Consider the following 21,783-nt stretch of genomic DNA (forward strand, 5'->3'; position numbering starts at 1 on the left):
CAGGGGCAGGGGCGTGCTTTGTCGTTACGTCGTCAGAGTTCCTTGGCGAACCGTTCGACCGCACTGACCACCTGCTTGGCGGCGTCCTGAATCTCGACGATCACCGCACCGGCCTGGTTGGCCAGCCCCAGGCCCTGCACCGCCTGTTCGCGGCTGGCGAACATGTTGCGTACCGCCTCGTCGGCCAGCGCCTGGTTCTGTTGCACCACATTGACGATCTCGTCGGTAGCGGTGCTCGTGCGCGCGGCCAGTTGCCGAACCTCGTCGGCCACCACCGCGAAACCGCGACCCTGGTCGCCAGCCCTGGCGGCCTCGATGGCCGCGTTCAACGCCAGCAGGTTGGTCTGTGCGGCGATGCCACCAATGGTCTGGACGATGGAGCTGATCAGCAGCGACTGCTTGCCGAGCGCCTCGATGCCATCGGTCGCGGACTGCACCTGGTCGGTGATCTTCTGCATCGTCACCAGGGTGTCCTTCACCACGCTGGCGCCGCGCTCGGCACTGACGTCGGTCTGCAGCGAGATGTCGTAGGCGACGCCCGCGGCTTGCCGCACTTCTGCCTCACGCATGACCTGATCGGTCACCACGTTGGCGAACTTGACCACCTTGTAGAGGTTGCCTTCGGTGTCGTGCACCGGGTTGTAGGTCGCCTCCAGCCAGACCTCGTGGCCGTGGCGGTCGACACGCTTGAAGCGGTCGGCGACGTACTCGCCGCGGTTCAGTTTCTGCCAGAACGCCTTGTAATCCGCCGAAGCGGCATCTTCCGGCGCGCAGAACAGACTGTGATGTTTGCCTTTGAGCTCCGCGAGCGAATAGCCCATGGTCTGGAGAAACTGCTCATTGGCCGTGACCACCATTCCGTCCAGATTGAACTGGATCACCGCGGTCGAGCGGAGCAGGGCGGTGATGAATGCCTCGTTCTCCTTCGCCTGATACACGGCCTCGCTGATATCGCTGCCGAAACCCTGAATATGCGAAAGCTTTCCGTCGGCCGTTGCGATCGGATACCAATGGATCTTCAACCAGGCGAGGCTGCCGTCGGCGCGCAGGTACCGATAGTCGTCGCTGACCGGCTCGAGCTTGGCCACCGCGGCGCGAAAGTTGTGAAAGCAGGGCAGGTTCTTCACGTAGGGCGGAACGATCTCGGCCAGGGGCCGGCCCTGGAGATGCCCGTGTGAGTAGCCCAAGGTACTGGCGAATCGATCATTGAACGCGCAGATCTTGAAGTCGGTATCCAGCGTGAGCGAGAGCATGTCACCGTTCATCTTGCCCATGAGCTGGCGCAGGATTGCCAGCTCGGCATCCCTGGCTTCCAAATCCTTTTTCAAGCGGTTGTTAAACATGCAGGGCATCCAATCGATCTAGTTGTGCTTCCGATATCGGCGAAGAGTGCGGGCGCTTGAGCGACTTCGTGTCGCGCCAGCGAAAGCCGTTGAACCGACGCGGTGCGTGCCGAAGCGAGTGAAAGGGTGCGATTACCACGCGTTTGTCTTCGCCCCACATGTGATGTGAGCCGTCATCGCCCTCAGAGCTGATCGGCAACTGCCTTCTTGTCGATCACCGACCACACGTGGCGGATCTTTCCCTCGAGGAACTCGTAGAAGACGTTTTCGGTAAAGACCACTCTCTTGCCATTCACAGCAAAGCCAAACAGTTCGCCTGTGGGCGTGCAATCGAACCGCAGCTGTGCCGCCACATGGGGCGGCTCGACGATGAGCAGCCCGATATTGAACTGCAGATCGGGGATCGCCCGAACGTCGCCGTCGAGCATCTGGCGATAGCCGTCCAGCCCGACGAACTGGCCGTTGTAGTGCACCTCGTCATGGACGAAGCGCTCCAGCTCCGCCCAGCGCCTGCCGTTCAAACAGGCGATGTAGCCCCGGTAGCAATCAGCGATCTCGTCGCCAGTCATGATCGTTCCCCGCAAAGAAAGCCCGATAGTCAGGCTAGCGACTGGCTCGATATACGCCAGCTGCATCGACCGGTCGCGCTCGCTGTGGTTATCCGATTACCTGGTCAGTCGAGCACCACGGCGTGGCCCTCCAGCGGATTGATGTCGCCTTTGATCAGGGATTCGGCCAGCGCCTGTGCGGCCTCCATGCCGGCGTGCTCGTTCACCTGCATCCAGGGCTGCTGCGCATCGCTCACCCGGGCGATAAAGGCCAGCTGCGCCTCGTTGAAGCGGCGGGTCACCTCGGCGGGACCCCAGTCGGCGTTGCGTTTCTTGATCTGATAAGGCGCGAAGTAGGGCTGAGGCTGCGGACCGGCCAGCGTTGCGTCCGTCTTTCTGTATTCGTGGTTCTGGGCTGACCCGGCGAAGCAGTCGTACACCAGGGCATCTTTGAAATGGCTGTGGATCTGCCGGCGTAGATCGGCGCTGCCGGAGAAGTCGACGTAGAGCGTGGGCACGCTCGGGTCCAGCGAAGCGAGCTGGTCGTAGCCCAACGCCTGGCGATAGCAACCCAGTCCTTTTACGAAGTCCGTGTTGCCCGCGGAAGTCAGCCCGATCAGCTGCACGGCCGGGTTGTCCTGCAGGCATAACGCCGTGCCATACGCGGTCTTGCTCGAGGCGCTCGACATCAGGATTTGGCGCGCGCCGAAGAAGGCGTTGTCGTCGAGGAAATCGGCCAGCATGAACGAGGTGATGAACAGCGGCCGCAGCAGCATCTGATAGTTTTCGCTCTCTGCGCGATAGGCGGCGTCGCTGCTGATGCGCTGGTACTGGTTGTACGCCGAGGTGAGTTCGAGTCGATGTTCGGCGCCGTCGTAAAAGCCGCGCTCGGAGACGCGCACCGGCTGCATCACGACATGGCTGGCGATCGGCCAGAAGCCATAGAAGCGTTCGCCCTTCGCCAGGCCATCGACGGTGCTCTCCAAGACTTCGGCGAAGCCCCACGCCGGCATGTGGAACCACTCGCTATCGCCCGTGGGGTAGAAGTCCCAATAGCGCAGGTGAGGTGTCTCGCCGAATGCGGCATAGGTGACATTGTTCGTGGTCAGTGCCAGCCGGCTGATACGCAGCAGGGCTTCGCCGGGCTTCAGCTCCGGCATCGGTTGGGTCTGAATGCGGGTCTGCTGCATGTCTTTCTTGTTGTTCTGCAACTGGCGGATGACGCTCATCGATGGCACCTTGGGTTCGTAAATGGACGGCTTCGACTCTATCCCTTTCGTTTCACCGCCGGGTTCGGATTTCATGAGCACACGATTGCCGAGCGCCAAGCCGCTCAAACGGCCGACTCAGCAGCGCGCCAAGGCCACCGTTCAGGCGATTTTCGACACCTATGTTCGGATATGGCAGCGCGACGGCTGGTCTCGATTGACGACCCGTGCGGTTGCCCTCGAAGCCGGCGTGGCCATCGGCACCCTGTATGACTACTTTCCCAACAAGCACGCGCTGCACTCGGGCTACGTGCGCTATTGCGTCGAGCAGCTGCTGGAGGCGATTAACGCGCAAGCGGTAGCGCCAACCGCGCTTGCCTGGCCCGAGCGCATCCGCCGACTGGTACGCGCCCTTGCCGGGGTCGAGTCACGGCTGCCCTGGTTTCATCCGGATATGCTCGAGCTGGAAACACTGGTGGCCGAGCCCAAGCATCAGCGTCGGGCCTACGAGGATCTGTTGGCCGCCTGGCATCGGGTCATCGATGCGGCGACTGACCTTCCGGTGCGTCCCTCGCCAGCAACCCTGGAAGCGCTGCATCTTTCGGTATGGGGTGGACGCCGCTACGCGATGCTGGTGCAGCTCGAAGCGGATCGCATGCAGGCCTGGGCCGCCAGCATGGAGCACCTGTGCCTGCATACGCTCATGGCCTCGAACGAGCCGGCTTGACCTCGATTGTCCAGGGCAGGCGCTGGCGAGCCGGGGTGGGCGGAGAATTCAAGGGTTGCGTCGAATTCGTTGTTCTTCGTTCGACTATCAAGGCCATCAAGGCAGATTCGCCACCAGAGGAGAACAGCCATGCCCAGCACCATCCGCCTCCACCGCGTCCTGCGAGCGACACCTGAGCGCGTCTATCGCGCCTTTCTGGACCCAGACGCCAAGGCCAAATGGCTGCCGCCGAACGGCTTCATCGGCAAGGTGCACGAGAGCGACGCGCGGGTAGGCGGCCGCTACAGAATGTCCTTCACGAATTTCTCCACGGGTACCAGCCACAGCTTCGCCGGGAAATTCCTGGAGCTGCTGGAAAACCAGCGAATCCGTTACGAAGACACATTCGACGATCCGGGCTTGCCGGGCACGATGGAGGTGACGGTGACGCTCACCCAGGTTTCCTGCGGCACTGAACTGAACATCACCCAGGCAGGTATACCGGACGCGATCCCGGCCGAAGCCTGCTACCTCGGCTGGCAGGAGTCGCTGACGCTTCTGGCGAAGCTGGTCGAAGTGGAGATTCCGGACGAGTGACCGAGCGCCATCCGGCCCTATGGTGGTGGAGCGTCTGGGCACCCTGAGGGGGCAAGCGGTCCACCACCGTCCGGTGAATGTCCCGCATTGCGCCTGGCCACTACACAGAGGTGTGGTTGAGATATGATGCGCGCCCGCTGAAGCCCCCTCACACATCAGGTCATCATGCCCGGCGATGCTCTCTATACCGACTTGTCGGGTTACTACGACCTCATGTGCGCGGACATCGACTACCGGGCGCAAAGCCACTGTGTCCAGCGATTGCAGCAGCTGTTCGGCAACGGCGGGACTAGGCATCTGGACCTGGCTTGCGGCACGGGCCCGCACGTCCGCCATTTCATCGATGCCGGCTATACCAGCGGCGGGCTCGACATCAACCAGCCGATGCTGGACAGAGCCGCCGCGCGCTGTCCGGAAGCGCAATTTTCCCTGCAGGACATGTGTGGCTTTGCGGTCGAGCAGCCGGCAGATCTGATCACCTGCTTTCTTTACTCCATCCACTACAGCGCCGGGCTGGCCAGACTCGAGTCGTGCATCGCCAGCGCGCATGCCGCGTTGGCCCCCGGCGGGCTGTTCTGCTTCAACGCCGTGGACAAGCGCCGGATCGACAACGCGTCATTCGTCTCGCACACGGCCCGGCATGCGGACGGCCTGTTCACCTTCAGCTCGGGTTGGCACTACCCGGGGGAAGGGGAGCAGCAACTGCTGAGGCTGCGCATCGGCAGAACCGCGGCGGATCAAAGCCAGGTATGGAACGACGAACACGCGATGGTGGCGGTGAGTTTTGCCGAGCTGAGCGAGCTGCTGGCGCCGTACTTCGAAATGCATGTGCTCGAGCATGACTACGAGAAGATCGTGCCCTGGGACGAGGTTTCAGGGAACGCGCTATTCGTCTGCGTGAAGGCCTGAGCGGATGCGCGGATAGGGCAGGGGCAGAAAAAAGCCCCGCAGGTGCGGGGCTTCTGTCTGGCGGTCGTGCTTGCAGCGTTAGCGGGCCAGTTCGGTTTTCGCTACGGCTTTCTGGCCTTCGCTTTCCGATACCTCGGTCAGCTTCGCACCGCCGACGAACACACCTATCTTGATCGACTGACGCACGTAATGGTTCTTGCCGGCGATGGCGTCCAGTTCGATGAGGTTGTCGCTGAATTCGGACTCGGTTGCCAGGGTGTGCTTGCCAGGCGTGACGAGGCGGTAGAAATAGGTGTTGGCGGCGGTTTCGCCAATGATTTCACCGTCAATCTTCACTGATTTCTTCAGGGCGGCTCCGAGCATGGAGTCGCGGAAGATGTACAGCCCGGCCTGATCGTGCGGCGGTGCCGGGAACGTCTTGTATGCCTGGTCCTTTTCGGGTGACTCCATCGGGACCGAAGCACAGCCGGTCAGAATGGCGAAGCTCAGCGCCGCAGCGCTCATCATGAAATGTTTGAACATGAATACTCGTTCCTGAGTGTTAAGGCGAATTGCGCGGCGATATTAAATTGCCATCGCGCGGCCGGTAACCCTAAACATCTCCGAGCGGCTCGTTGTAAGCGGTTTTAGTGATTACAATCACGCTAACGACTACGCACAGCGGTGCGGTGCTGGGGGAATGCGGCCAATCCCGCCTGTTCTGGAACTGATATCGGCTAGTGCAAGCGTTTGGCGGCAGAGGCTGCCTCGACCAGATGTCGTGCCTGCTGGGCCAGTTGATCGAGCAGACGGTCGCGCTGTTTCTCCGCCTCGTTCATCGCCTTGCGGCCGTTCTGCTGCACCAGGTAGCTGTAGATCTGCCGAACTTCCTTGGACTGGAAGATCGGCTCCAGATCCTGCACCGCCACCGGACCGTTCGAAGCCTCGTTACGGGTATTCATCACCACCTGCGGGCCGCGCGACGCCAGCGGCTGAAAGCCCAGTGCGCTGAAATACGGCACCTTGCCTGCAACGCACGCCACCTCGGCATGGGGATAGCGCGTCACCATCGCTTCGACCATCGCCAGGCCAATGCCCTGACGACGATGGCCGGCGTCGACCGCCAGATAGACCAGCGCGCAGGCTTCGGGATCGTCCACAAATGGCAAATACAGCGTGAAGCCGAGCAGGACCGCCGGGTCCTCAGCATCCAGCGCCATGATCAGCTCCGGCTTGCCCGCCTGCGCGCCGTCCATGCTGTCCAGATAGCGATGCACCTCGAAGCCCACCACGTACTGATACAGCTGATACAGCGGGTTGCTGGGCTGCAGCGAGACCGGGCTGATGTCGCCGAGATAATCCACCACCATCTGCAGCACCTGGCTTTTCAGCGATTCCGGCGGCGGGGTGTCGAGGTGGGTGAGGGTGAACATGGCGGCGCTCCGGGGCGGTACGGAAAATGGCGGCATTGTACCGGGCGGCGTGCGACTGGCCAGGTGAAGCGGCATGGCGATCAGGAATACGAGATCCTGCCTGCCGCTATGTCGCGGCTGCGTCTGGCCTTCTCTTCCTCGGTTTGCGTGGCGCAGGTTCTGGCATGAGGCGAGCCGTTTCGATCACCAGGCGACGGAGTTCGTCGGCATCGTCCAGCAGCTCGTCCGCCACCGGATAGTTCTTCGCGCCGGGATAGGGCGGCGCTTGCGGTAGGTCCGGGGCAAGCGTGTCGGCGGCCTGCGAAGGCTTGATGAACAGGCTGTTGTCGCAGACGAACGCGACGACCTTTTCATCCAGATAAAGGGCGTACTCGCCGAACATCTTCCTGTACGTCAGCCTGCTTCCCAGGCCAATCTGCTCCGCCACATACAGCACGAAATCTTTGTCGCTCGCCATGCCTGCTCCGCTGTCTCGACTGGGTGCCATGCCCATGGAGCGTAGCGTGGAAAGCGAGGCCGTTTCCACGCGTTGCCCGTCTTACACCTGATTGAGCTCCACCTGCCTTGCCCGCGCATGGAGTGGGGGCGCATCGAGTGCCCCCTGCAGCTCCTTCACCAGCGCATCGACCTGGCGCAGCGCCTCGGTCACCGAGGCGGCCAATACCTCGCCACCGGTTTCCTGACCTTCAATCGCGATCTGATGGATGCGGGTGATCCCGATGAAATTGAGTGCCGTCACCAGGTTCGGCTCCAGGTGATTCATGTGCGCCATCTCCCCGCCGGGACCAAAGCCGATGCCGCCGCGGGCGCTGAGGATGACCGCCTGCCGTGGCCGGTCCGCCAGCAACGGAACGTACGGATCGGGCAGCTTGCTTTCGTCGACCTCAACCGTCCGGCCCGGGCGCACGATCTGGTCGATCCAGGCCTTTAGTGCCGCGGGCATGCCGAAGTTGTAGAGCGGCGTACCGATGACCAGTACATCGGCGGCGATCAGCTCATCGACCAGCTGGTCGCTTTCCGCCAGCGTGTCTCGCATCCACGGCTCACGGCGTTCTTCCGGCGTGAAGCTCGAGGCGATCCAGTCATGGCTGATAAACGAAGGCGGGTTCTGGCCTATATCGCGGTAGACGATGCCGTCCTGCGCGCGGCGGGCGGCCCACTGGCTGACGAAGCGGTGGGTGAGGTTACGGCTGTGGGAACCGTGCTCGTCCTTGCCGGCAAGACCGGGGCGGGCGCTGGCATCGAGGTGCAGAAGCTGCGTCATGATGATTCTCCTCTGTGATTGAATTCATCTGTCGTTCGCGGTAAATCCAGCCTAGGGCTAGGCTGTACGAGCGACAAACGACCATTTCTTCCAACTACAGATGAGAGAAACTCAGCCATGGCGCACCGCCGGTTACCTTCGCTTTCTGCGCTGCGGGCCTTCGAAGCCGCCGCCCGCCACGAGAGCGCCAAGCAGGCTGCCGAGGAGCTGTCCGTCACGGCCACGGCGATCAGCCACCAGATTCGTTCGCTGGAGGAATCCCTCGGCGTGGCGCTGTTCCTGCGCAAACCTCGGAAACTGGAACTGACCGACCCAGGACGGGAGCTGCAGCAGACGTTGGAAACGGCCTTCGACAGCATCAGCGCTACGGTCGAGCGCCTGAGCGCGAAGCCCTGCCGCCAGGCGATCACCCTCAGCACCACACCCGCCATCGCGGTGCGCTGGCTGGTGCCCTGGGTCTGCCTGCTGCGCGATTCCCATCCGGATATCGATCTGCGCTTCCATACCTCCCATGAGCCAGTGGCGTTGGATGGCGTCACGGCGGATATCGCCATCCGCTACGGCGACGGCCGCTGGTCGGGGCTGGTGGCGGAGAAGCTGTTCGATAACACCTTCGTCCCGGTCTGCAGCCCGCACCTCGCCTTGCGGGATATTGCCGAATTGCCCAAACACCCGTTGATCCACTTCCGTGCGCAAGCTGCCTTGTCCGCTCCGATTCATTGGGCGTCGTGGCAGAAGCTCGCCAACGTGTCGGGGCTGGATGTGAGTGCCGGGCTGGTCTTCTCCGACGAGACCCACGCCATCTCCGCCGCCATCGGTGCGCAGGGCGTGGCCCTGATGAGTCGGCAGTTGATCGAGGATGAACTGAGGGAAGGACGGCTGGTGCAGCCGTTCGGGCCGGAGATGGAGGGCAAGCCGTTTCATCTCGTATATCCAGAGAGCCGAAGGGATGACCCGACGGTTCGGGCGGTGAGGGAGTGGGTGATGAAGGTGCCGGGTGGGTTGTGTGAGCTGATGGGCTAGTTCGCCGCAGCGTAGGGTGGAAAATGGCGAAGCCTTTTCCACGCGTTACTTCTACCTGCTCGGATCGTTTCCGAGTTGCTTCAGGCATTTGTTCCGCCCCGCTGGGCGGGTTCCTTTTGGCAGTCGCCCGGATGGCCGGCCCCGCCAAAAGGAACCAAAAGGGCTTGCCCCTGCATGCGGCCCTGCGCTTCGCTCCGGGTCCGTTACTCGCTTCGCTCGCCCTTCGGGCCAGCCTTCGGGCCAGCCTTCGGCTGTTACTTCGCTACGCTCCGTTTCGCTTCATCGCCATTCCAGGGGCACGCCGCGAAGGGCCATCCCTGACCCATCGCGGCTCTCGCGGCATCCATGCCGCTCAACCCCCTTCCACGACGATTCCGCTCACCCTACTGAAGGGGCGTTTGGTATCGCCTTATAGTTCGTGTATCGGTATCCGGCTAGCCGTTGGCAAGCTCAGATTTCCAACGTCACTGGCCATAGGAAGTACGGGCCGAATTTCGGGCTCATGCGAAACTCGCCACCAGCTTCCTTACCTTTGTCGGTCAGGTAGTTCTTGCCATCGCGAAGTTCAAGAAGCCCTTGGCTTAATAGCTTTTCAAGAAATTCTGGCGTCTTGAGCCCAAGCTTTTGCGCCATCTTGGAGCTGGTCAGCTTGTTTGTGCTGTCGTCTGTTTCGCTAGCTGGCTCGCTATCCTTGGCGACCACTTCGAGCGAAATGCGCACCTCATCGCTGATGCGGATTATTCGTTGGGCTTCTTCGTAGGCGTCTCGGTAGAGATCGGTATCGTTCTGCCGGTCAATGAAAATTCCCATCTCGTTATTGTTGACTTGGCTGAACTCATAGAGATTGAGGCTGGTAATAATGCAGCTCTCTTCGTTCAGGTAGCACTTGGCGTGAAGGTTCTTGCAGAAGCTGGTGCGGATGTAGCTCAGGCCTTTGAGCCAGTTGACTTCTTCGGGCTGCAGCTCACTTTTTCCATAAACAATTCGGACATCGATTTTTAATCGGTCCTTGTCTTCCAGCAGCTCCTTGATGCGCTCGTTCAGCCGCAGGAACGGACTGATCAGAATCAGGCGGTCCTTGGCCGTCTTGATCATCTCTTCCAAGTAATAGTTTGTTGCGCTGGTATTCAGGAACTTGGCCACAAGGCCCTCCGTGGTGGTGGCTAGCGAGTCGGGCGATTTCACACCCTTTGTCTGGACCGCGCAAGGCGGGGCCGTATCAGGCGTGCCACGCTTACTTCCAAAACCCCCGCTACGCTGGCATCTCGTTTCGTGTGTTTTGCACTTGGAATTGCGAGTAGCCCAAAAAGGTTACCGGCGTTGCTTCCTCGTTTTACACGCGCTGCACCATCGTAGGGCAGGCCGGTTGTGCTGCGCGATGGGCTTGGACGGTTGGGTGTGGTGAAGCCAATGTAGGCTGGTAGGCCGCTGCAGGTTGCGAGTTCTGACGCGCTGCGGTCGCTCGACTTTTGCGGATCATGTGGTTCAGCTCGGCACCTTCGATCAGTTGCAGATTCTTGCCCTGAGCAAACGCCTTGGCATCCTCAGTGAACCGGCCCGAGATCACGACAAAGCCGCTTGCGTCTTCAGCGGCCAACATGCCGAACAGCTCGCGCGTCTCCCACGCTAGCTCGCTGACGTGTCATCTATCGCGCCGTACATCCAGCACTTCGTTTTTGCCCATTCTCTCCAGAAACCGTTGCCGGAAGGTTAGCTTGCTCTCCTGCAATGGGTGAAGGCCAAAACGCTGACGTTCGTTATCAACCAGGCGGCGCGGAAGATGGGTCTCGCAATAATGCGCATACTGCTCGAAGTAGATCCTGCTATACGCCCCATCCTTGATTTCGACTGGCTCATTTAGGGCCTTGCGTTTGTGTTTGACCCACGGCTCCAACGCATACCAGCAGGCGAGATACATCGGGCCCCAGATATTCATGAAGTGGTTTCGGGAAACCAAGTTGTGAAGTGCCATGTAGCCGATGCGTTGCAGATTGACCCCAACGACCTGGGCAGCATCGAGCTCCTGGCTGGTCCAGCCGTTCGGGTTTGTCTCTGGGTCGTGCGGCAGCCCGCAGTAGCTATGCCGCTTGTGTGCGTCGGTGAGTAGCCTTATCTGCGGTTTAAGGGTGTCCATTTCCGACATGGCCCAGCGGAGAATGTCAGCGTCCCGTGATATCGAGGATTCGCGAATGTTCTTTGCGCCCTGCCTCAACCCTGCAAGTAGAACCAATGTGAGCAGCACCATTACCACGTCGGACAGGCCGGATACGCCGCTCCAGTCAAACTTGCTGAGCTCGATTTTTATTTCGGTGAACATCGTTGTCCTTGAGTCTGGTTTGTATGCGCTGTTGATGCCGTATGTATCGTTGAGTCTGCAAGTTGCGATAAGCGGTTTTTGATTGGCACAGAGGGCGCTACGTCGCGCTATGCCAAATTGTATCGGCGATAGTGCAGATTTCTGGAGGCTGTGGAAGGGATCGCTCTGCAAGTGAAAGGGGGGCGTGAACGTGTGGCTCGCACTGTCTCGCGGAGCAGGTCGACATGGCGGACGAGCAGGTCGCTGCGCTGGTTGAGCAGATTGACGATGAAGACGTGTGTGGTGCCCGGCACTTGGGCGCGGCGGTAGCGGGACATGGCGGCTCATCCTTGAGCGTTGTGTTGGCGGGAGGTCCGTATCGGTGGATAAGCAAAGCGTTATCCACCCTACGGCATCTCAACCGCCCACGCCGCCGACGCATCGACATTGCCGGAGCGTAGGGTGGAAAACGGCGAAGCCTTTTCCACGCGTTTCTTCCAGGCTACCTCGCTCGCTATTTGCTCATTTTGTTCTTTAAAGATAAGTGTGATTTTTTCTCAGGCTTGTAGCATGTTGAGAAAGCCATTATCACCTCCAAAGAGAATCTCCTGTAAAACTTTGTGAAGCCATAATATAAAATCGAAAAGGTAAAAATAGAAATAAGTGCTATAGCCGCTTTTGAGTGTGAGAAAGATATGGAGAGATCCTGCTGGATTGCAGTGTGTAAATCGATCATTGATACCGTAATTACTATCCAAAACGGGACAATCGCCGCAAGGGCAGTGTTTCTCATTAGGCCGTATAGCGCTACATAGTTTTGTATTTTTGGGAGGTGATTTGGAGTGTTTTCAACGCAGAAGTGGTATATGGCGTGGAAGTGTTCTTTTTCGATTATGTCTGCTTGGTTGTAGTTGTATTCATCCTTAAAAAAGCTCTTGATTTTTTCTTTTATTTTTTCAGTGAGGGCTGGGTCTATCTTGTTCTCTTTTCGAGAACTTTGAAAGATTCTCATAATGTTGTGAGCAAGATGAGTGTGAGCGTCGAAGAAAATGTCCATTAATCTTGGAAAGCTCTTGGTTTCAGTTTTAGTTGGGCTGTTTTCTTCTATATTTAATATTGATTTGGAAGGGTAGCCTTTTCTGCGGAGGTGGCTCGATTCTATTGTTATTGAAGAGATTATTCCTAGTATATGTCCGGTTATATATGATGTGATAAGAGCTAGAGGTATTAGGTAGGTGTCTTTTGTTTGTTTGATTTTTATAAGTATGTCATGATTCTCAGTTTGACCCAGAGCCACCAGGATTGTGGAAATTAAAAGCGCTCCAGGTAATAAATACCCCAGGAAGTCATACAAGGAGAACGGATTTTGTTTATATGGCATTTTTAATCCCCTAATAAAAACCCCGCATAAAGCGGGGTTTTTATTCTTATCTTGATGTTCCGAATATTTTCAGGCAAGGAGTCCTTTTATTTGGGTAGACCTGTAGGTCAATCCCAGCTCAACGCCCCACCCGTCTGATACTCAATAACCCGCGTCTCAAAGAAGTTCTTCTCCTTCTTCAAATCCATGATTTCCGACATCCACGGGAACGGGTTGGTAGTGCCCGGATACTCTTCTTTCAAGCCAATCTGCGTCAGGCGACGGTTGGCGATGAACTTGAGGTAGTCCTCCATCATCGCGGCGTTCATGCCGAGCACGCCACGGGGCATGGTGTCGCGGGCGTATTCGATTTCCAGCTGGGTGCCCTGGAGGATCATCTGGGTCGCTTCGTCCTTCATTTCGGCGTCCCACAGGTGCGGGTTTTCGATCTTGATCTGGTTGATCATGTCGATGCCGAAGTTCAGGTGCATGGACTCGTCCCGCAGGATGTACTGAAACTGCTCGGCGGTGCCGGTCATCTTGTTGCGGCGGCCCATGGAGAGGATCTGGGTGAAGCCGCAGTAGAAGAAGATGCCTTCGAGCACGCAGTAGTAGGCGATGAGGTTGCGCAGGAACTGCTTGTCGGTCTCCGGGGTGCCGGTCTGGAAGGTCGGGTCGGAGATGGAACGGGTGTACTTGAGGCCCCAGCTGGCCTTTTTCGCGACGCTCGGGATCTCGTGGTACATGTTGAAGATCTCGCCTTCATCCATGCCCAGCGATTCGATGCAGTACTGGTAGGCGTGGGTGTGGATCGCCTCTTCGAAGGCCTGGCGCAGGATGTACTGGCGGCACTCGGGGTTGGTGATCAGGCGGTAGGTGGCCAGCACGAGGTTGTTGGCGACCAGGCTGTCGGCGGTGGAGAAGAAGCCGAGGTTGCGCTTGACGATGCGGCGCTCGTCTTCGCTGAGGCCGTCCTTGCTCTTCCACAGGGCAATGTCGGCGTTCATGTTCACTTCCTGCGGCATCCAGTGGTTGGCGCAACCATCCAGATACTTCTGCCAGGCCCAGTCGTACTTGAAGGGTACGAGCTGGTTGAGGTCGGCGCGGGCGTTGATCATGCGCTTCTCGTCGACGCGCACGCGGGCCGATTCGCCTTCCAGTTCGTTGAGGCCTTCCTGGATGTCCAGGTCGTCCAGCGCGCGCTTGGCGCGGGCGATGGCGTCGGAGTCACTGGCGGCAACGGCGCGGGCTTCTTCTACGGAACCGGCGGCGTCGTTGTCCAGCTTGGCTGCGGTCTGGCCTGCCGGCTGCGCGGCAGCGGGGGCCGGCGCGGCGGTGGTAGTGTCTTCTTCGTTGAATTCGTCCCAGCTCAGCATGTGCGATAGCTCCTGATCGGGGACCGGGGCTTGGCCGGTCGGATGTGTTTGGGTGCTTTTGGTTTGCGCGCAAAAGCGGGTATTTGGTTTGGGCCGAGGTAGGTCCGGCCTTTTGCATCGTCTGGTGGGGCTGCCCCTCACCCTGACCCTCTCCCCGGAGGGGCGAGGGGACGGTCAGGTGTCTGGTCCGACCGCTTGTGTTTGTCTGGAGGGTTGCCCCTCACCCTAACCCTCTCCCCAGAGGGGCGAGGGGACTGGTTTGGTGTTGGCGTCTGGCTTGTTCGATGGGTAGCCACTGCGTTGGCTTAGGGCTCCTGGCGAGCAGGAGCGGGCCGTTCTGTTTCCTTGTCGCAACAATGGTGCGAGCGTGGAGCTGTGCGAGTGGCTGCTAGGCGGCTGCCGAGCCGGAACCCCTGAGCGTACAGCTGTACGTGATGGGGTCCGGTTTGGCGGCCAACGCCGCAGACGCCGCTCAGCTACGCGCGACTTCTGTTATTGGCAGGCTTCGCAGTCGGGGTTATCGATCGAACATGCCAGCGGCACCGGAGCCGGCTGCGGCTCGGCAGCCGGAGCGGCGCTGGCGGAGTTCGCCGCCTCGCTGCCACCACTGGACACGGCGTTCAGCTTGCCGGTGTTGATGGTGGACTTCTCGGTGCTGGTCGCGGCCAGGGCACGGAGGTAGTAGGTGGTTTTCAGGCCACGGTACCAGGCCATGCGGTAGGTCACGTCGAGCTTCTTGCCCGAGGCGCCGGCGATGTACAGGTTCAGCGACTGCGCCTGGTCGATCCACTTCTGGCGGCGGCTGGCGGCGTCGACGATCCACTTGGTCTCGACTTCGAAGGCGGTGGCGTACATGTCTTTCAGATCCTGCGGGATGCGCTCGATCTGCTGTACGGAGCCGTCGTAGTACTTGAGGTCGTTGACCATGACCGGGTCCCACAGGCCGCGGGCCTTGAGGTCGTGGACCAGGTATGGGTTGATCACGGTGAACTCGCCGGACAGGTTCGATTTGACGTACAGGTTCTGGTACGTCGGCTCGATGGACTGCGACACGCCAACGATGTTGGAGATGGTCGCAGTCGGCGCGATGGCCATGATGTTGGAGTTGCGGATGCCTTTCTTGACGCGCTCGCGGATCGGCGCCCAGTCCAGGGATTCGGTCAGGTCGACGTCGATGTACTTCTGGCCACGAGCCTCGATGAGGATCTGCTGGGAATCCAGCGGCAGGATGCCCTGGGACCACAGCGAGCCCTGGAAGCTGGAGTAGGCGCCACGCTCGTCGGCCAGGTCACAGGAGGCCTGGATGGCGAAGTAGCTGATGGCTTCCATGGACTTGTCGGCGAAGTCGATGGCGGCATCGGAACCGTAGGCGATGTGCTGCAGGTACAGCGCGTCCTGGAAGCCCATGATGCCCAGGCCCACCGGGCGGTGCTTGAAGTTGGCGTTCTGCGCCTGCGGCACGCTGTAGTAGTTGATGTCGATGACGTTATCGAGCATGCGTACAGCGGTGCGCACGGTGCGCTCCAGCTTGGCGGCGTCGAGCTTGCCGTCCTTGATGTGGTTGACCAGGTTGATCGAGCCCAGGTTGCAGACGGCGATCTCGTCCTTGTTGGTGTTCAGGGTGATCTCGGTGCAGAGGTTGGAGCTGTGCACCACGCCGACGTGCTGTTGCGGGCTGCGCAGGTTGCACGGGTCCTTGAAGGTCAGCCACGGGTGGCCGGTCTCGAACAGCATCGAGAGCATCTTGCGCCACAGGTCCTTGGCCGGCAGGGTCTTGAACAGCTTGATCTTGCCGTACTTGGTCAGCTCCTCGTAGTACTCGTAACGCTCCTCGAAGGCGCGGCCGGTGAGGTCGTGCAGGTCGGGGACGTCGGACGGGGAGAACAGGGTCCAGGGGCCGTCGTCGAAGACGCGCTTCATGAACAGGTCCGGAATCCAGTTGGCGGTGTTCATGTCGTGGGTACGGCGACGGTCGTCACCGGTGTTCTTGCGCAGCTCGAGGAATTCCTCGATGTCCAGGTGCCAGGTTTCCAGGTACGCGCAGACCGCGCCCTTGCGCTTGCCGCCCTGGTTGACCGCGACGGCGGTGTCGTTGACCACTTTCAGGAAGGGCACGACGCCCTGGGATTTGCCGTTGGTGCCCTTGATGTAGGCGCCCAGTGCGCGCACCGGGGTCCAGTCGTTGCCCAGGCCGCCGGCGAACTTGGAGAGCAGGGCGTTATCGCGGATGGCGTCGTAGATGCCGCCCAGGTCGTCCGGCACGGTGGTCAGGTAGCACGAGGACAGCTGCGGACGCAGGGTGCCGGCGTTGAACAGGGTCGGCGTGGAGGCCATGTAGTCGAAGGACGACAACAGGTTGTAGAACTCGATGGCTCGGGCTTCTTTCTGCTCTTCCTCGATGGCCAGGCCCATGGCGACGCGCATGAAGAAGATCTGCGGCAGCTCGAAGCGGACGTTGTCCTTGTGGATGAAGTAGCGGTCGTACAGGGTCTGCAGGCCGAGGTAGGTGAACTGCTGGTCGCGCTCGTGGTCGAGCGCGGCGCCCAGCTTGGCCAGGTCGTAGCTCTTGAGCTTGGAATCGAGCAGTTCGAACTCGACGCCTTTCTCGATGTAGGCCGGCAGGGCCTTGGCGTACAGGTCGGCCATCTCATGATGGGTGGCGGCTTCGGCAACGTCGAGAAAACCCAGGGCTTCGGCACGCAGGGTGTCCATCAGCAGGCGCGCGGTGACCTGGCTGTAGTTCGGCTCACGCTCGACCAGGGTGCGGGCAGTCATCACCAGGGCGGTGTTGACGTCCTTCTCGGCCACGCCGTCGTAGAGGTTCTTCAGGGTTTCACGCTCGATCAGCGCGCCATCGACTTCGGCCAGGCCTTCGCAGGCCTCGGTGATGATGGTCTGCAAGCGGCCCATGTCCAGCGGCTGCTGGCTGCCGTCGGCGCGGGTCACGCGGATGCTCGGGTGCGGCTGGGCGATGTCGTTGGCCGCGGCGCTCTTGCGCTCCTGGCTACGGGCTTCGCGGTAGATCACGTAGTCACGCGCGACTTTCTGCTCACCGGCACGCATCAGAGCCAGTTCGACCTGGTCCTGGATTTCTTCGATATGGATGGTGCCACCGGAGGGCATGCGACGACGGAAGGTGGCGGTGACCTGCTCGGTCAGGCGCGCGACGGTGTCGTGAATACGCGAGGAAGCGGCAGCGTTACCGCCTTCCACTGCGAGAAAGGCCTTGGTGATGGCGACGGTGATCTTGTCGTCGGTGTAGGGGACGACCGTACCGTTGCGCTTGATCACGCGCAGCTGGCCCGGGGCGGTAGCCGCCAGATCCGGTGCATCGGCTGACAGCGGGTTCTCGCGAGTGGATGGGTTCTGCATGGGGGCTCCGGATTCTCTCTTTTAGTCGCGGTTCTGGTTCTGTCTGCGCGGGCTTCGTTGAGCCCGGGCGTTGTTACTGCGTCAGCCATGCCCCGCATCGCGGTGCATGGTGGTATCGCAAGGAATAGCCTGACTAGGCCGCTGACGAGCTAAGTCGTTGCCGGAAGGATAGTCAGGCTGGAAAAACTGTCAACACAATATGTTGTGTTTTGTCTTGGCTCCGAGCACAGCTGCTAGTTCCGCGCTTGAAGTCAGGGAGACGACTGTCGAAGGCTTGCATTAATGCTTGACCTGAGGCTGCCGACGGTGTTGCAGAGCAATGGGAGGCAGGGCGATAGCCCAGCTCTCGAAAATGTCTCGATTGTGTCAGTTGCGGTGCGCAGGCCCAATATCTAGGGGTCAGGGCGCGCAGGAGCGACAAGATAATGCTGGCTCCGGGCCAATGCAAGGCAGCCGCCTGGGATAACCTGTGGATAACATGTGTGCGGATTGTGGGTGAAAGCGCGGCGTCCGGCCGCAGGCCGCATGGCTGCGGCGCTCGGCCGAATGCCGACGAAATACGCGCCGCCGGGCATATTTTGATGATGGTCAATGACACTACATGTTGTGTTTGCCGCTGCCCGCTTTTTGTGCATCGTGCCGGGCCGGGCGTTGGGTACAATGCGCGCTGTTCGTTTGTGGCCTGACGGTCTGACAGGGGGCGGGGATGGAGCAAGAGACGTGGCGGATTCTCATCGTCGAGGACGATCGACGGCTGGCCGAGCTGACGCAGGAATACCTGCAGAGCAGTGGCGGCTTCGAGGTGTCGATCGAATCGGATGGCGCCTGCGCCGCCGAGCGCATCATCGAGGAGCGCCCGGATCTGGTGGTGCTCGATCTGATGCTGCCCGGCGAGGATGGCCTGTCGATCTGCCGGCGGGTGCGTGACCGCTACGATGGCCCGATCCTCATGCTCACCGCGCGGGCCGACGATCTGGATCAGGTGTTGGGGCTGGAAACCGGCGCCGACGACTATGTCTGCAAGCCGGTGCGTCCGCGTCTGTTGCTGGCGCGCATCCGCGCCTTGCTGCGTCGTCAGCCACCGGAGGCGCCGACCAATGCCAAGCGCCTGCAGTTCGGCCCGTTGGTGATCGACAGCGCGTTGCGCGAAGCCTGGCTGCGTGAACAGCAGATCGAACTGACCGGCGCCGAGTTCGACCTGCTCTGGCTGCTGACCTCCAACCCCGGACGCATTCTTTCCCGTGAAGAAATCTTCTCCGAGCTGCGCGGCATCGAATACGACGGTCAGGACCGCTCCATCGATGTGCGTATTTCGCGTATCCGCCCCAAGATCGGTGACGATCCCGATCATCCGCGGCTGATCAAGACGGTGCGCGGCAAGGGCTATCTGTTCGTTTCCGAAGCTGCCGTGGCGATGGTGTAGCGCCGTCGCCCATGAACTCGATCTTCCTGCGCATCTATGGCGGCATGCTGGGGGTGCTGGTGCTGGTGGCGCTGCTCGGCGCCGGCGGCCTGCACCTGCTCAACCAGTACCGCGCGGACGATCACCGCGAGCGCCTGGCCAGCGGCACCTTCCGCCTGATGGCGCACAACATGAGCAGCATGACGCCGATCGAACGGCGCCAGGCGGCGAACCTCTGGGGGCGGCTGCTGGGCATTCCGCTGCGGGTGCGCACGCTCGACGATGTCAGCCTGGAAAGCCGACTGGAGGCGCGCCTGCTGCGCGGCCAGGTGCTGGTCGAGCAGATCCGTCCGCAGAGCACCACGGTGTTCAGCCTGGTCAGCGCGCAGGACCGGCTGGTGCTCACCGGCGAGGTGGAACAGCTCAGCGAGCAGCTGGCGCGCGCGACCATCTATCTGCTGATCGACGAGCTGATCCGCTATCCCGAAGCCGAGCAGCCGCGACGCCTCGCCGAGCTGAAACAGGCGCGTGGTTTCGGCTTCGATCTGGAATTGCTGACGCGTGACAGCGCCAACCTCGATGACGACCAGCGTCGGCGGCTGGACGAGGGCGACACGGTGATGGCGCTCGCTCGCGGCGGTGATGCCGTGCGTGTGTTCGCGGCCATCGCCGGTACCGGCTGGATCATGCAGCTCGGTCCGCTGTACCAGATGAATCCCTATCCGCCGCAGTTGCTGATCTTGATCGGCCTGCTCGGCCTGTCGTTGATCGGTCTTACCGTGTACCTGCTGGTGCGCCAGCTGGAGCAGCGCCTGAGCGTGCTGGAAGGCGCGGCGACCCGCATCGCCGCGGGCAATCTGGAAACCCGCGTGCCGGACGTCGGCACCGATTCGGTCGGGCGCCTGGCGGCGGCGTTCAACGGTATGGCCAGGCATCTGCAGCGTTTGCTGGCGGTGCAGCGGGAGATGGTCAGCGCGGTGGCCCATGAGCTGCGCACGCCGGTCGCGCGCCTGCGTTTCGGCCTGGAAATGAGCGCCGAGGCGCAGACCGACGAGGCCCGGCGCAAGTACCTGGAAGGCATGGACGGCGACATCGACGACCTCGATGCGCTGGTCGACGAAATGCTGGTGTATTCGCGGTTGGAGCGCGGCTCGCCGACCCTGCATTTCCAGCAGGTCGACCTGGGTGCGCTGGTCGATCAGGTGATCGGTGAGCTGGCGCCGCTCCGCGCCGATGTCGGCGTCAGCCGCGGAGAATGCACAACGGCAGCCGATGGCAGCTGCTGGGCCGAGGCGGAGCCGCAGTACCTGCGCCGCGCCCTGAGCAACCTGATCACCAATGCCATGCGCCATGCCGAGAGTCGGGTGCAGGTCAGCTTCGCCATCGACGGGCAAACGGTGCGGCTGGAGGTGGACGACGATGGCCCGGGCGTCCCGGAAGCGGATTGGGAAAAGGTCTTCACCCCGTTCCTGCGCCTGGACGACAGCCGTACCCGCGCCTCTGGCGGGCACGGGTTGGGCTTGTCCATCGTGCGGCGGATCATCTACTGGCACGGCGGTCGCTCGCAGCTGGGGCACAGCGACCTGGGCGGCGCGCGTTTCAGCCTGGTCTGGCCGCGGCGCAGGGCGGACCGCGCAGCGGCTGGCTGAAACCAGCGCAGCTCGACCCAATCTCTCAGAGCAGTCCGAACACCTTTTTCGCCAGGCTGGTGGCCGCGGCGGCGGGGTTCTTGCGAATGCTCGCTTCCTGCTCGGCGATCACGGTGAACAGGCCATCGAGCGCCTGTTCGGTGACATAGCTTTCGATATTCGCGTAACTGCCGTTCATGCCAGCCGGCACCTTGGCGGCGACGGCGTTGTATTGCTGCGCCAGGCCGACCTGGTCGGTGGCCTGTTTGACGATGGGCAGGAATTTCGCGCGAATCTGCTCGCGGCTGGACTGGTTGAGGTACTGGGTGGCCGAGTCATCGCCACCGGCGAGAATGGCCTTGGCGTCCTGCACGGTCATCTTGCGCACGGCATCGAGCAGTAGTTGCTGGGCTTCCGGCACCGCCTTCTCGGCGGCCAGGTTCATGCTGTTCTCCAGCTGCTCGACCTGCGCACCCATGCCGAGCATCTTCAGCATCCGCGAGGCCTTGCCGATGTTGCCCGGCAGCTCGATACGCACGTCCGGATCGCTGCTGAAACCGCCAGGGCGGCCGAGCTGCTGCACGGCGACCTTGGCGCCCTGGCTCAGGGCATCCTTGAGGCCGGCGCTGGCGTCGCTCTGGGTCAGGTCGGAAAGTGAAAGAGCGAAAGCGCTGGCGGAAAGTGCCAGGCCTGCAACGAGAGTGGTGATGCGCAACATGGCGTTAACCTCATGTTCATTGAATGGTGCAGAAGCGGCGGGCTGCTAACTGCCGTATGGCCTGGCTCCGATGCTAAAGCAATGCCGGGCAAGGCGCAGGCGTTTACCAGCAGTATGGGTCAGGCAGGCGGGGGACAGGTTGTTACTGATGCGCTAAGGTTGCGGCCCCGTCGTTATGGAGCCGACTCGCATGATCCGTCCCTTTCGCCCCGATGACCTGGAGCCGGTGCTGGCGATCTGGCTGGCTGCATCGATCCGCGCCCATGACTTCATCGCCCCGGCGTTCTGGGCGTCGAAGCTGGATGACATGCGCGATATCTATCTGCCGGCGGCGCAGATCTGGGTCGATGAACGTGAAGGCGAGGTGCTGGGATTCGTCGCGCTGGTCGGGGACGTCCTGGCGGCGATCTTCGTGGCGCCGAGCGCCCAGGGCGGCGGTATCGGCTCGGCGCTGATCGAGCAGGCCAAGACCGTGCGTGAGCGGCTCGAGCTGACGGTCTACAGTGCCAATGCCGCCAGCGTCGCCTTCTATCGCCGACATGGCTTTGCCGCGATCAGCGAACAGCTGGACCCGCACACCGGCCATCCTGAACTGGCGATGGCTTGGCAGCGGGACTGACT

The 21,783-nt window shown here is 61.2% G+C and carries 21 protein-coding genes and 1 pseudogene; 7 read left to right on the forward strand and 15 right to left on the reverse strand.

The window, feature by feature from the left end; translation table 11 throughout:
- Positions 1-32 precede the first annotated feature (32 nt).
- The 3 genes from CW305_RS10015 to CW305_RS10025 all read right to left on the reverse strand — a co-directional run bounded on the left by CW305_RS10015 (position 33) and on the right by CW305_RS10025 (position 3,120).
- Positions 33-1,343 (reverse strand): methyl-accepting chemotaxis protein, encoded by a 1,311-nt coding sequence (locus CW305_RS10015; protein WP_104097797.1) that lies wholly within the window; start codon positions 1,341-1,343, stop codon positions 33-35.
- A 182-nt stretch (positions 1,344-1,525) separates the two neighbouring features.
- On the reverse strand, positions 1,526-1,912 hold the full coding sequence (locus CW305_RS10020; RefSeq protein WP_104097798.1) for an ester cyclase: 387 nt from the start codon (positions 1,910-1,912) through the stop codon (positions 1,526-1,528).
- Positions 1,913-2,016: 104 nt separating this feature from the next.
- Positions 2,017-3,120, reverse strand: a complete 1,104-nt coding sequence (locus CW305_RS10025; protein ID WP_104097799.1) for a DUF2855 family protein — start codon at positions 3,118-3,120, stop codon at positions 2,017-2,019.
- A 73-nt stretch (positions 3,121-3,193) separates the two neighbouring features.
- On the opposite strand from CW305_RS10025, the gene CW305_RS10030 reads away from it, so the two are divergent.
- From CW305_RS10030 to CW305_RS10040, 3 genes are all read left to right on the forward strand, one after another.
- Positions 3,194-3,826 carry a TetR/AcrR family transcriptional regulator gene (locus CW305_RS10030; RefSeq protein WP_181063877.1) on the forward strand — a complete coding sequence of 211 codons (633 nt, stop codon included), beginning with the start codon at positions 3,194-3,196 and terminating at the stop codon, positions 3,824-3,826.
- Between the two features lie 129 nt (positions 3,827-3,955).
- Positions 3,956-4,402, forward strand: coding sequence for an SRPBCC family protein (locus CW305_RS10035; RefSeq protein WP_104097801.1), 447 nt, complete (start codon positions 3,956-3,958; stop codon positions 4,400-4,402).
- Between the two features lie 165 nt (positions 4,403-4,567).
- Positions 4,568-5,311 (forward strand): class I SAM-dependent DNA methyltransferase, encoded by a 744-nt coding sequence (locus CW305_RS10040; RefSeq protein WP_104097802.1) that lies wholly within the window; start codon positions 4,568-4,570, stop codon positions 5,309-5,311.
- 78 nt (positions 5,312-5,389) lie between these two features.
- Here the strand turns inward: CW305_RS10040 and CW305_RS10045 are convergent, their stop codons facing one another.
- From CW305_RS10045 to CW305_RS10060, 4 genes are all read right to left on the reverse strand, one after another.
- A complete protein-coding gene (locus CW305_RS10045; protein ID WP_104097803.1) occupies positions 5,390-5,833 on the reverse strand; it encodes a DUF2846 domain-containing protein in 444 nt (147 codons plus the stop codon).
- Between the two features lie 194 nt (positions 5,834-6,027).
- Positions 6,028-6,723 (reverse strand): GNAT family N-acetyltransferase, encoded by a 696-nt coding sequence (locus CW305_RS10050; RefSeq protein WP_104097804.1) that lies wholly within the window; start codon positions 6,721-6,723, stop codon positions 6,028-6,030.
- 106 nt (positions 6,724-6,829) lie between these two features.
- The gene (locus CW305_RS10055; protein ID WP_104097805.1) at positions 6,830-7,180 is read right to left on the reverse strand and encodes a TfoX/Sxy family protein; all 351 of its coding nucleotides are present in this window, start codon (positions 7,178-7,180) and stop codon (positions 6,830-6,832) included.
- Between the two features lie 81 nt (positions 7,181-7,261).
- On the reverse strand, positions 7,262-7,987 hold the full coding sequence (locus tag CW305_RS10060) for an FMN-dependent NADH-azoreductase (protein WP_104097806.1): 726 nt from the start codon (positions 7,985-7,987) through the stop codon (positions 7,262-7,264).
- A gap of 117 nt (positions 7,988-8,104) precedes the next feature.
- On the opposite strand from CW305_RS10060, the gene gcvA reads away from it, so the two are divergent.
- Positions 8,105-9,010 (forward strand): transcriptional regulator GcvA, encoded by a 906-nt coding sequence (gene gcvA / locus CW305_RS10065; protein WP_104097807.1) that lies wholly within the window; start codon positions 8,105-8,107, stop codon positions 9,008-9,010.
- A gap of 450 nt (positions 9,011-9,460) precedes the next feature.
- Here gcvA and CW305_RS10070 read toward each other — a convergent pair whose 3' ends face one another.
- The 7 genes and pseudogenes from CW305_RS10070 to CW305_RS10100 form a co-directional block, all read right to left on the reverse strand.
- On the reverse strand, positions 9,461-10,153 hold the full coding sequence (locus CW305_RS10070) for a phospholipase D family protein (protein WP_104097808.1): 693 nt from the start codon (positions 10,151-10,153) through the stop codon (positions 9,461-9,463).
- A gap of 190 nt (positions 10,154-10,343) precedes the next feature.
- A complete protein-coding gene (locus CW305_RS10075) occupies positions 10,344-10,619 on the reverse strand; it encodes a restriction endonuclease (RefSeq protein ID WP_281257274.1) in 276 nt (91 codons plus the stop codon).
- Between the two features lie 33 nt (positions 10,620-10,652).
- Positions 10,653-11,327, reverse strand: a complete 675-nt coding sequence (locus CW305_RS10080; RefSeq protein WP_104097809.1) for a hypothetical protein — start codon at positions 11,325-11,327, stop codon at positions 10,653-10,655.
- A gap of 173 nt (positions 11,328-11,500) precedes the next feature.
- Positions 11,501-11,644 (reverse strand): annotated as a pseudogene (locus tag CW305_RS23970) (REP-associated tyrosine transposase); the annotation flags it as partial.
- Between the two features lie 176 nt (positions 11,645-11,820).
- The gene (locus tag CW305_RS23195) at positions 11,821-12,687 is read right to left on the reverse strand and encodes a hypothetical protein (RefSeq protein WP_146067145.1); all 867 of its coding nucleotides are present in this window, start codon (positions 12,685-12,687) and stop codon (positions 11,821-11,823) included.
- A 107-nt stretch (positions 12,688-12,794) separates the two neighbouring features.
- Positions 12,795-14,042 (reverse strand): ribonucleotide-diphosphate reductase subunit beta, encoded by a 1,248-nt coding sequence (locus CW305_RS10095; protein ID WP_101274155.1) that lies wholly within the window; start codon positions 14,040-14,042, stop codon positions 12,795-12,797.
- 492 nt (positions 14,043-14,534) lie between these two features.
- Positions 14,535-17,414, reverse strand: a complete 2,880-nt coding sequence (locus CW305_RS10100; RefSeq protein WP_104097811.1) for a ribonucleoside-diphosphate reductase subunit alpha — start codon at positions 17,412-17,414, stop codon at positions 14,535-14,537.
- A 706-nt stretch (positions 17,415-18,120) separates the two neighbouring features.
- Here CW305_RS10100 and CW305_RS10105 point away from each other — a divergent pair.
- Both CW305_RS10105 and CW305_RS10110 read left to right on the forward strand, forming a co-directional pair.
- On the forward strand, positions 18,121-18,837 hold the full coding sequence (locus CW305_RS10105) for a winged helix-turn-helix domain-containing protein (protein WP_041013615.1): 717 nt from the start codon (positions 18,121-18,123) through the stop codon (positions 18,835-18,837).
- An 11-nt stretch (positions 18,838-18,848) separates the two neighbouring features.
- Positions 18,849-20,465, forward strand: coding sequence for an ATP-binding protein (locus tag CW305_RS10110; RefSeq protein WP_104097812.1), 1,617 nt, complete (start codon positions 18,849-18,851; stop codon positions 20,463-20,465).
- A 25-nt stretch (positions 20,466-20,490) separates the two neighbouring features.
- Here the strand turns inward: CW305_RS10110 and CW305_RS10115 are convergent, their stop codons facing one another.
- Positions 20,491-21,162 carry a DUF4197 domain-containing protein gene (locus CW305_RS10115; protein ID WP_014819999.1) on the reverse strand — a complete coding sequence of 224 codons (672 nt, stop codon included), beginning with the start codon at positions 21,160-21,162 and terminating at the stop codon, positions 20,491-20,493.
- Between the two features lie 190 nt (positions 21,163-21,352).
- Between CW305_RS10115 and CW305_RS10120 the strand changes: the two genes are divergently transcribed.
- On the forward strand, positions 21,353-21,781 hold the full coding sequence (locus tag CW305_RS10120) for an N-acetyltransferase (RefSeq protein ID WP_104097813.1): 429 nt from the start codon (positions 21,353-21,355) through the stop codon (positions 21,779-21,781).
- The last annotated feature ends 2 nt before the right edge of the window (positions 21,782-21,783 follow it).

Source organism: Stutzerimonas kunmingensis, assembly GCF_002929225.1.
Lineage (GTDB): Bacteria > Pseudomonadota > Gammaproteobacteria > Pseudomonadales > Pseudomonadaceae > Stutzerimonas.

Bases quoted from the DNA above. Each gene is read 5' to 3' on its own strand.
- CW305_RS10080 (WP_104097809.1), bottom strand. From the start codon at position 11,327: ATGTTCACCGAAATAAAAATCGAGCTCAGCAAGTTTGACTGGAGCGGC.
- CW305_RS10040 (WP_104097802.1), top strand. From the start codon at position 4,568: ATGCCCGGCGATGCTCTCTATACCGACTTGTCGGGTTACTACGACCTC.
- CW305_RS10015 (WP_104097797.1), bottom strand. From the start codon at position 1,343: ATGTTTAACAACCGCTTGAAAAAGGATTTGGAAGCCAGGGATGCCGAG.
- CW305_RS10110 (WP_104097812.1), top strand. From the start codon at position 18,849: ATGAACTCGATCTTCCTGCGCATCTATGGCGGCATGCTGGGGGTGCTG.
- CW305_RS10060 (WP_104097806.1), bottom strand. From the start codon at position 7,987: ATGACGCAGCTTCTGCACCTCGATGCCAGCGCCCGCCCCGGTCTTGCC.
- CW305_RS10115 (WP_014819999.1), bottom strand. From the start codon at position 21,162: ATGTTGCGCATCACCACTCTCGTTGCAGGCCTGGCACTTTCCGCCAGC.
- CW305_RS10050 (WP_104097804.1), bottom strand. From the start codon at position 6,723: ATGTTCACCCTCACCCACCTCGACACCCCGCCGCCGGAATCGCTGAAA.
- CW305_RS10020 (WP_104097798.1), bottom strand. From the start codon at position 1,912: ATGACTGGCGACGAGATCGCTGATTGCTACCGGGGCTACATCGCCTGT.
- CW305_RS10055 (WP_104097805.1), bottom strand. From the start codon at position 7,180: ATGGCGAGCGACAAAGATTTCGTGCTGTATGTGGCGGAGCAGATTGGC.
- CW305_RS23195 (WP_146067145.1), bottom strand. From the start codon at position 12,687: ATGCCATATAAACAAAATCCGTTCTCCTTGTATGACTTCCTGGGGTAT.
- CW305_RS10045 (WP_104097803.1), bottom strand. From the start codon at position 5,833: ATGTTCAAACATTTCATGATGAGCGCTGCGGCGCTGAGCTTCGCCATT.
- CW305_RS10035 (WP_104097801.1), top strand. From the start codon at position 3,956: ATGCCCAGCACCATCCGCCTCCACCGCGTCCTGCGAGCGACACCTGAG.
- CW305_RS10025 (WP_104097799.1), bottom strand. From the start codon at position 3,120: ATGAGCGTCATCCGCCAGTTGCAGAACAACAAGAAAGACATGCAGCAG.
- CW305_RS10030 (WP_181063877.1), top strand. From the start codon at position 3,194: ATGAGCACACGATTGCCGAGCGCCAAGCCGCTCAAACGGCCGACTCAG.
- CW305_RS10120 (WP_104097813.1), top strand. From the start codon at position 21,353: ATGATCCGTCCCTTTCGCCCCGATGACCTGGAGCCGGTGCTGGCGATC.
- CW305_RS10100 (WP_104097811.1), bottom strand. From the start codon at position 17,414: ATGCAGAACCCATCCACTCGCGAGAACCCGCTGTCAGCCGATGCACCG.
- CW305_RS10095 (WP_101274155.1), bottom strand. From the start codon at position 14,042: ATGCTGAGCTGGGACGAATTCAACGAAGAAGACACTACCACCGCCGCG.
- gcvA (WP_104097807.1), top strand. From the start codon at position 8,105: ATGGCGCACCGCCGGTTACCTTCGCTTTCTGCGCTGCGGGCCTTCGAA.
- CW305_RS10105 (WP_041013615.1), top strand. From the start codon at position 18,121: ATGGAGCAAGAGACGTGGCGGATTCTCATCGTCGAGGACGATCGACGG.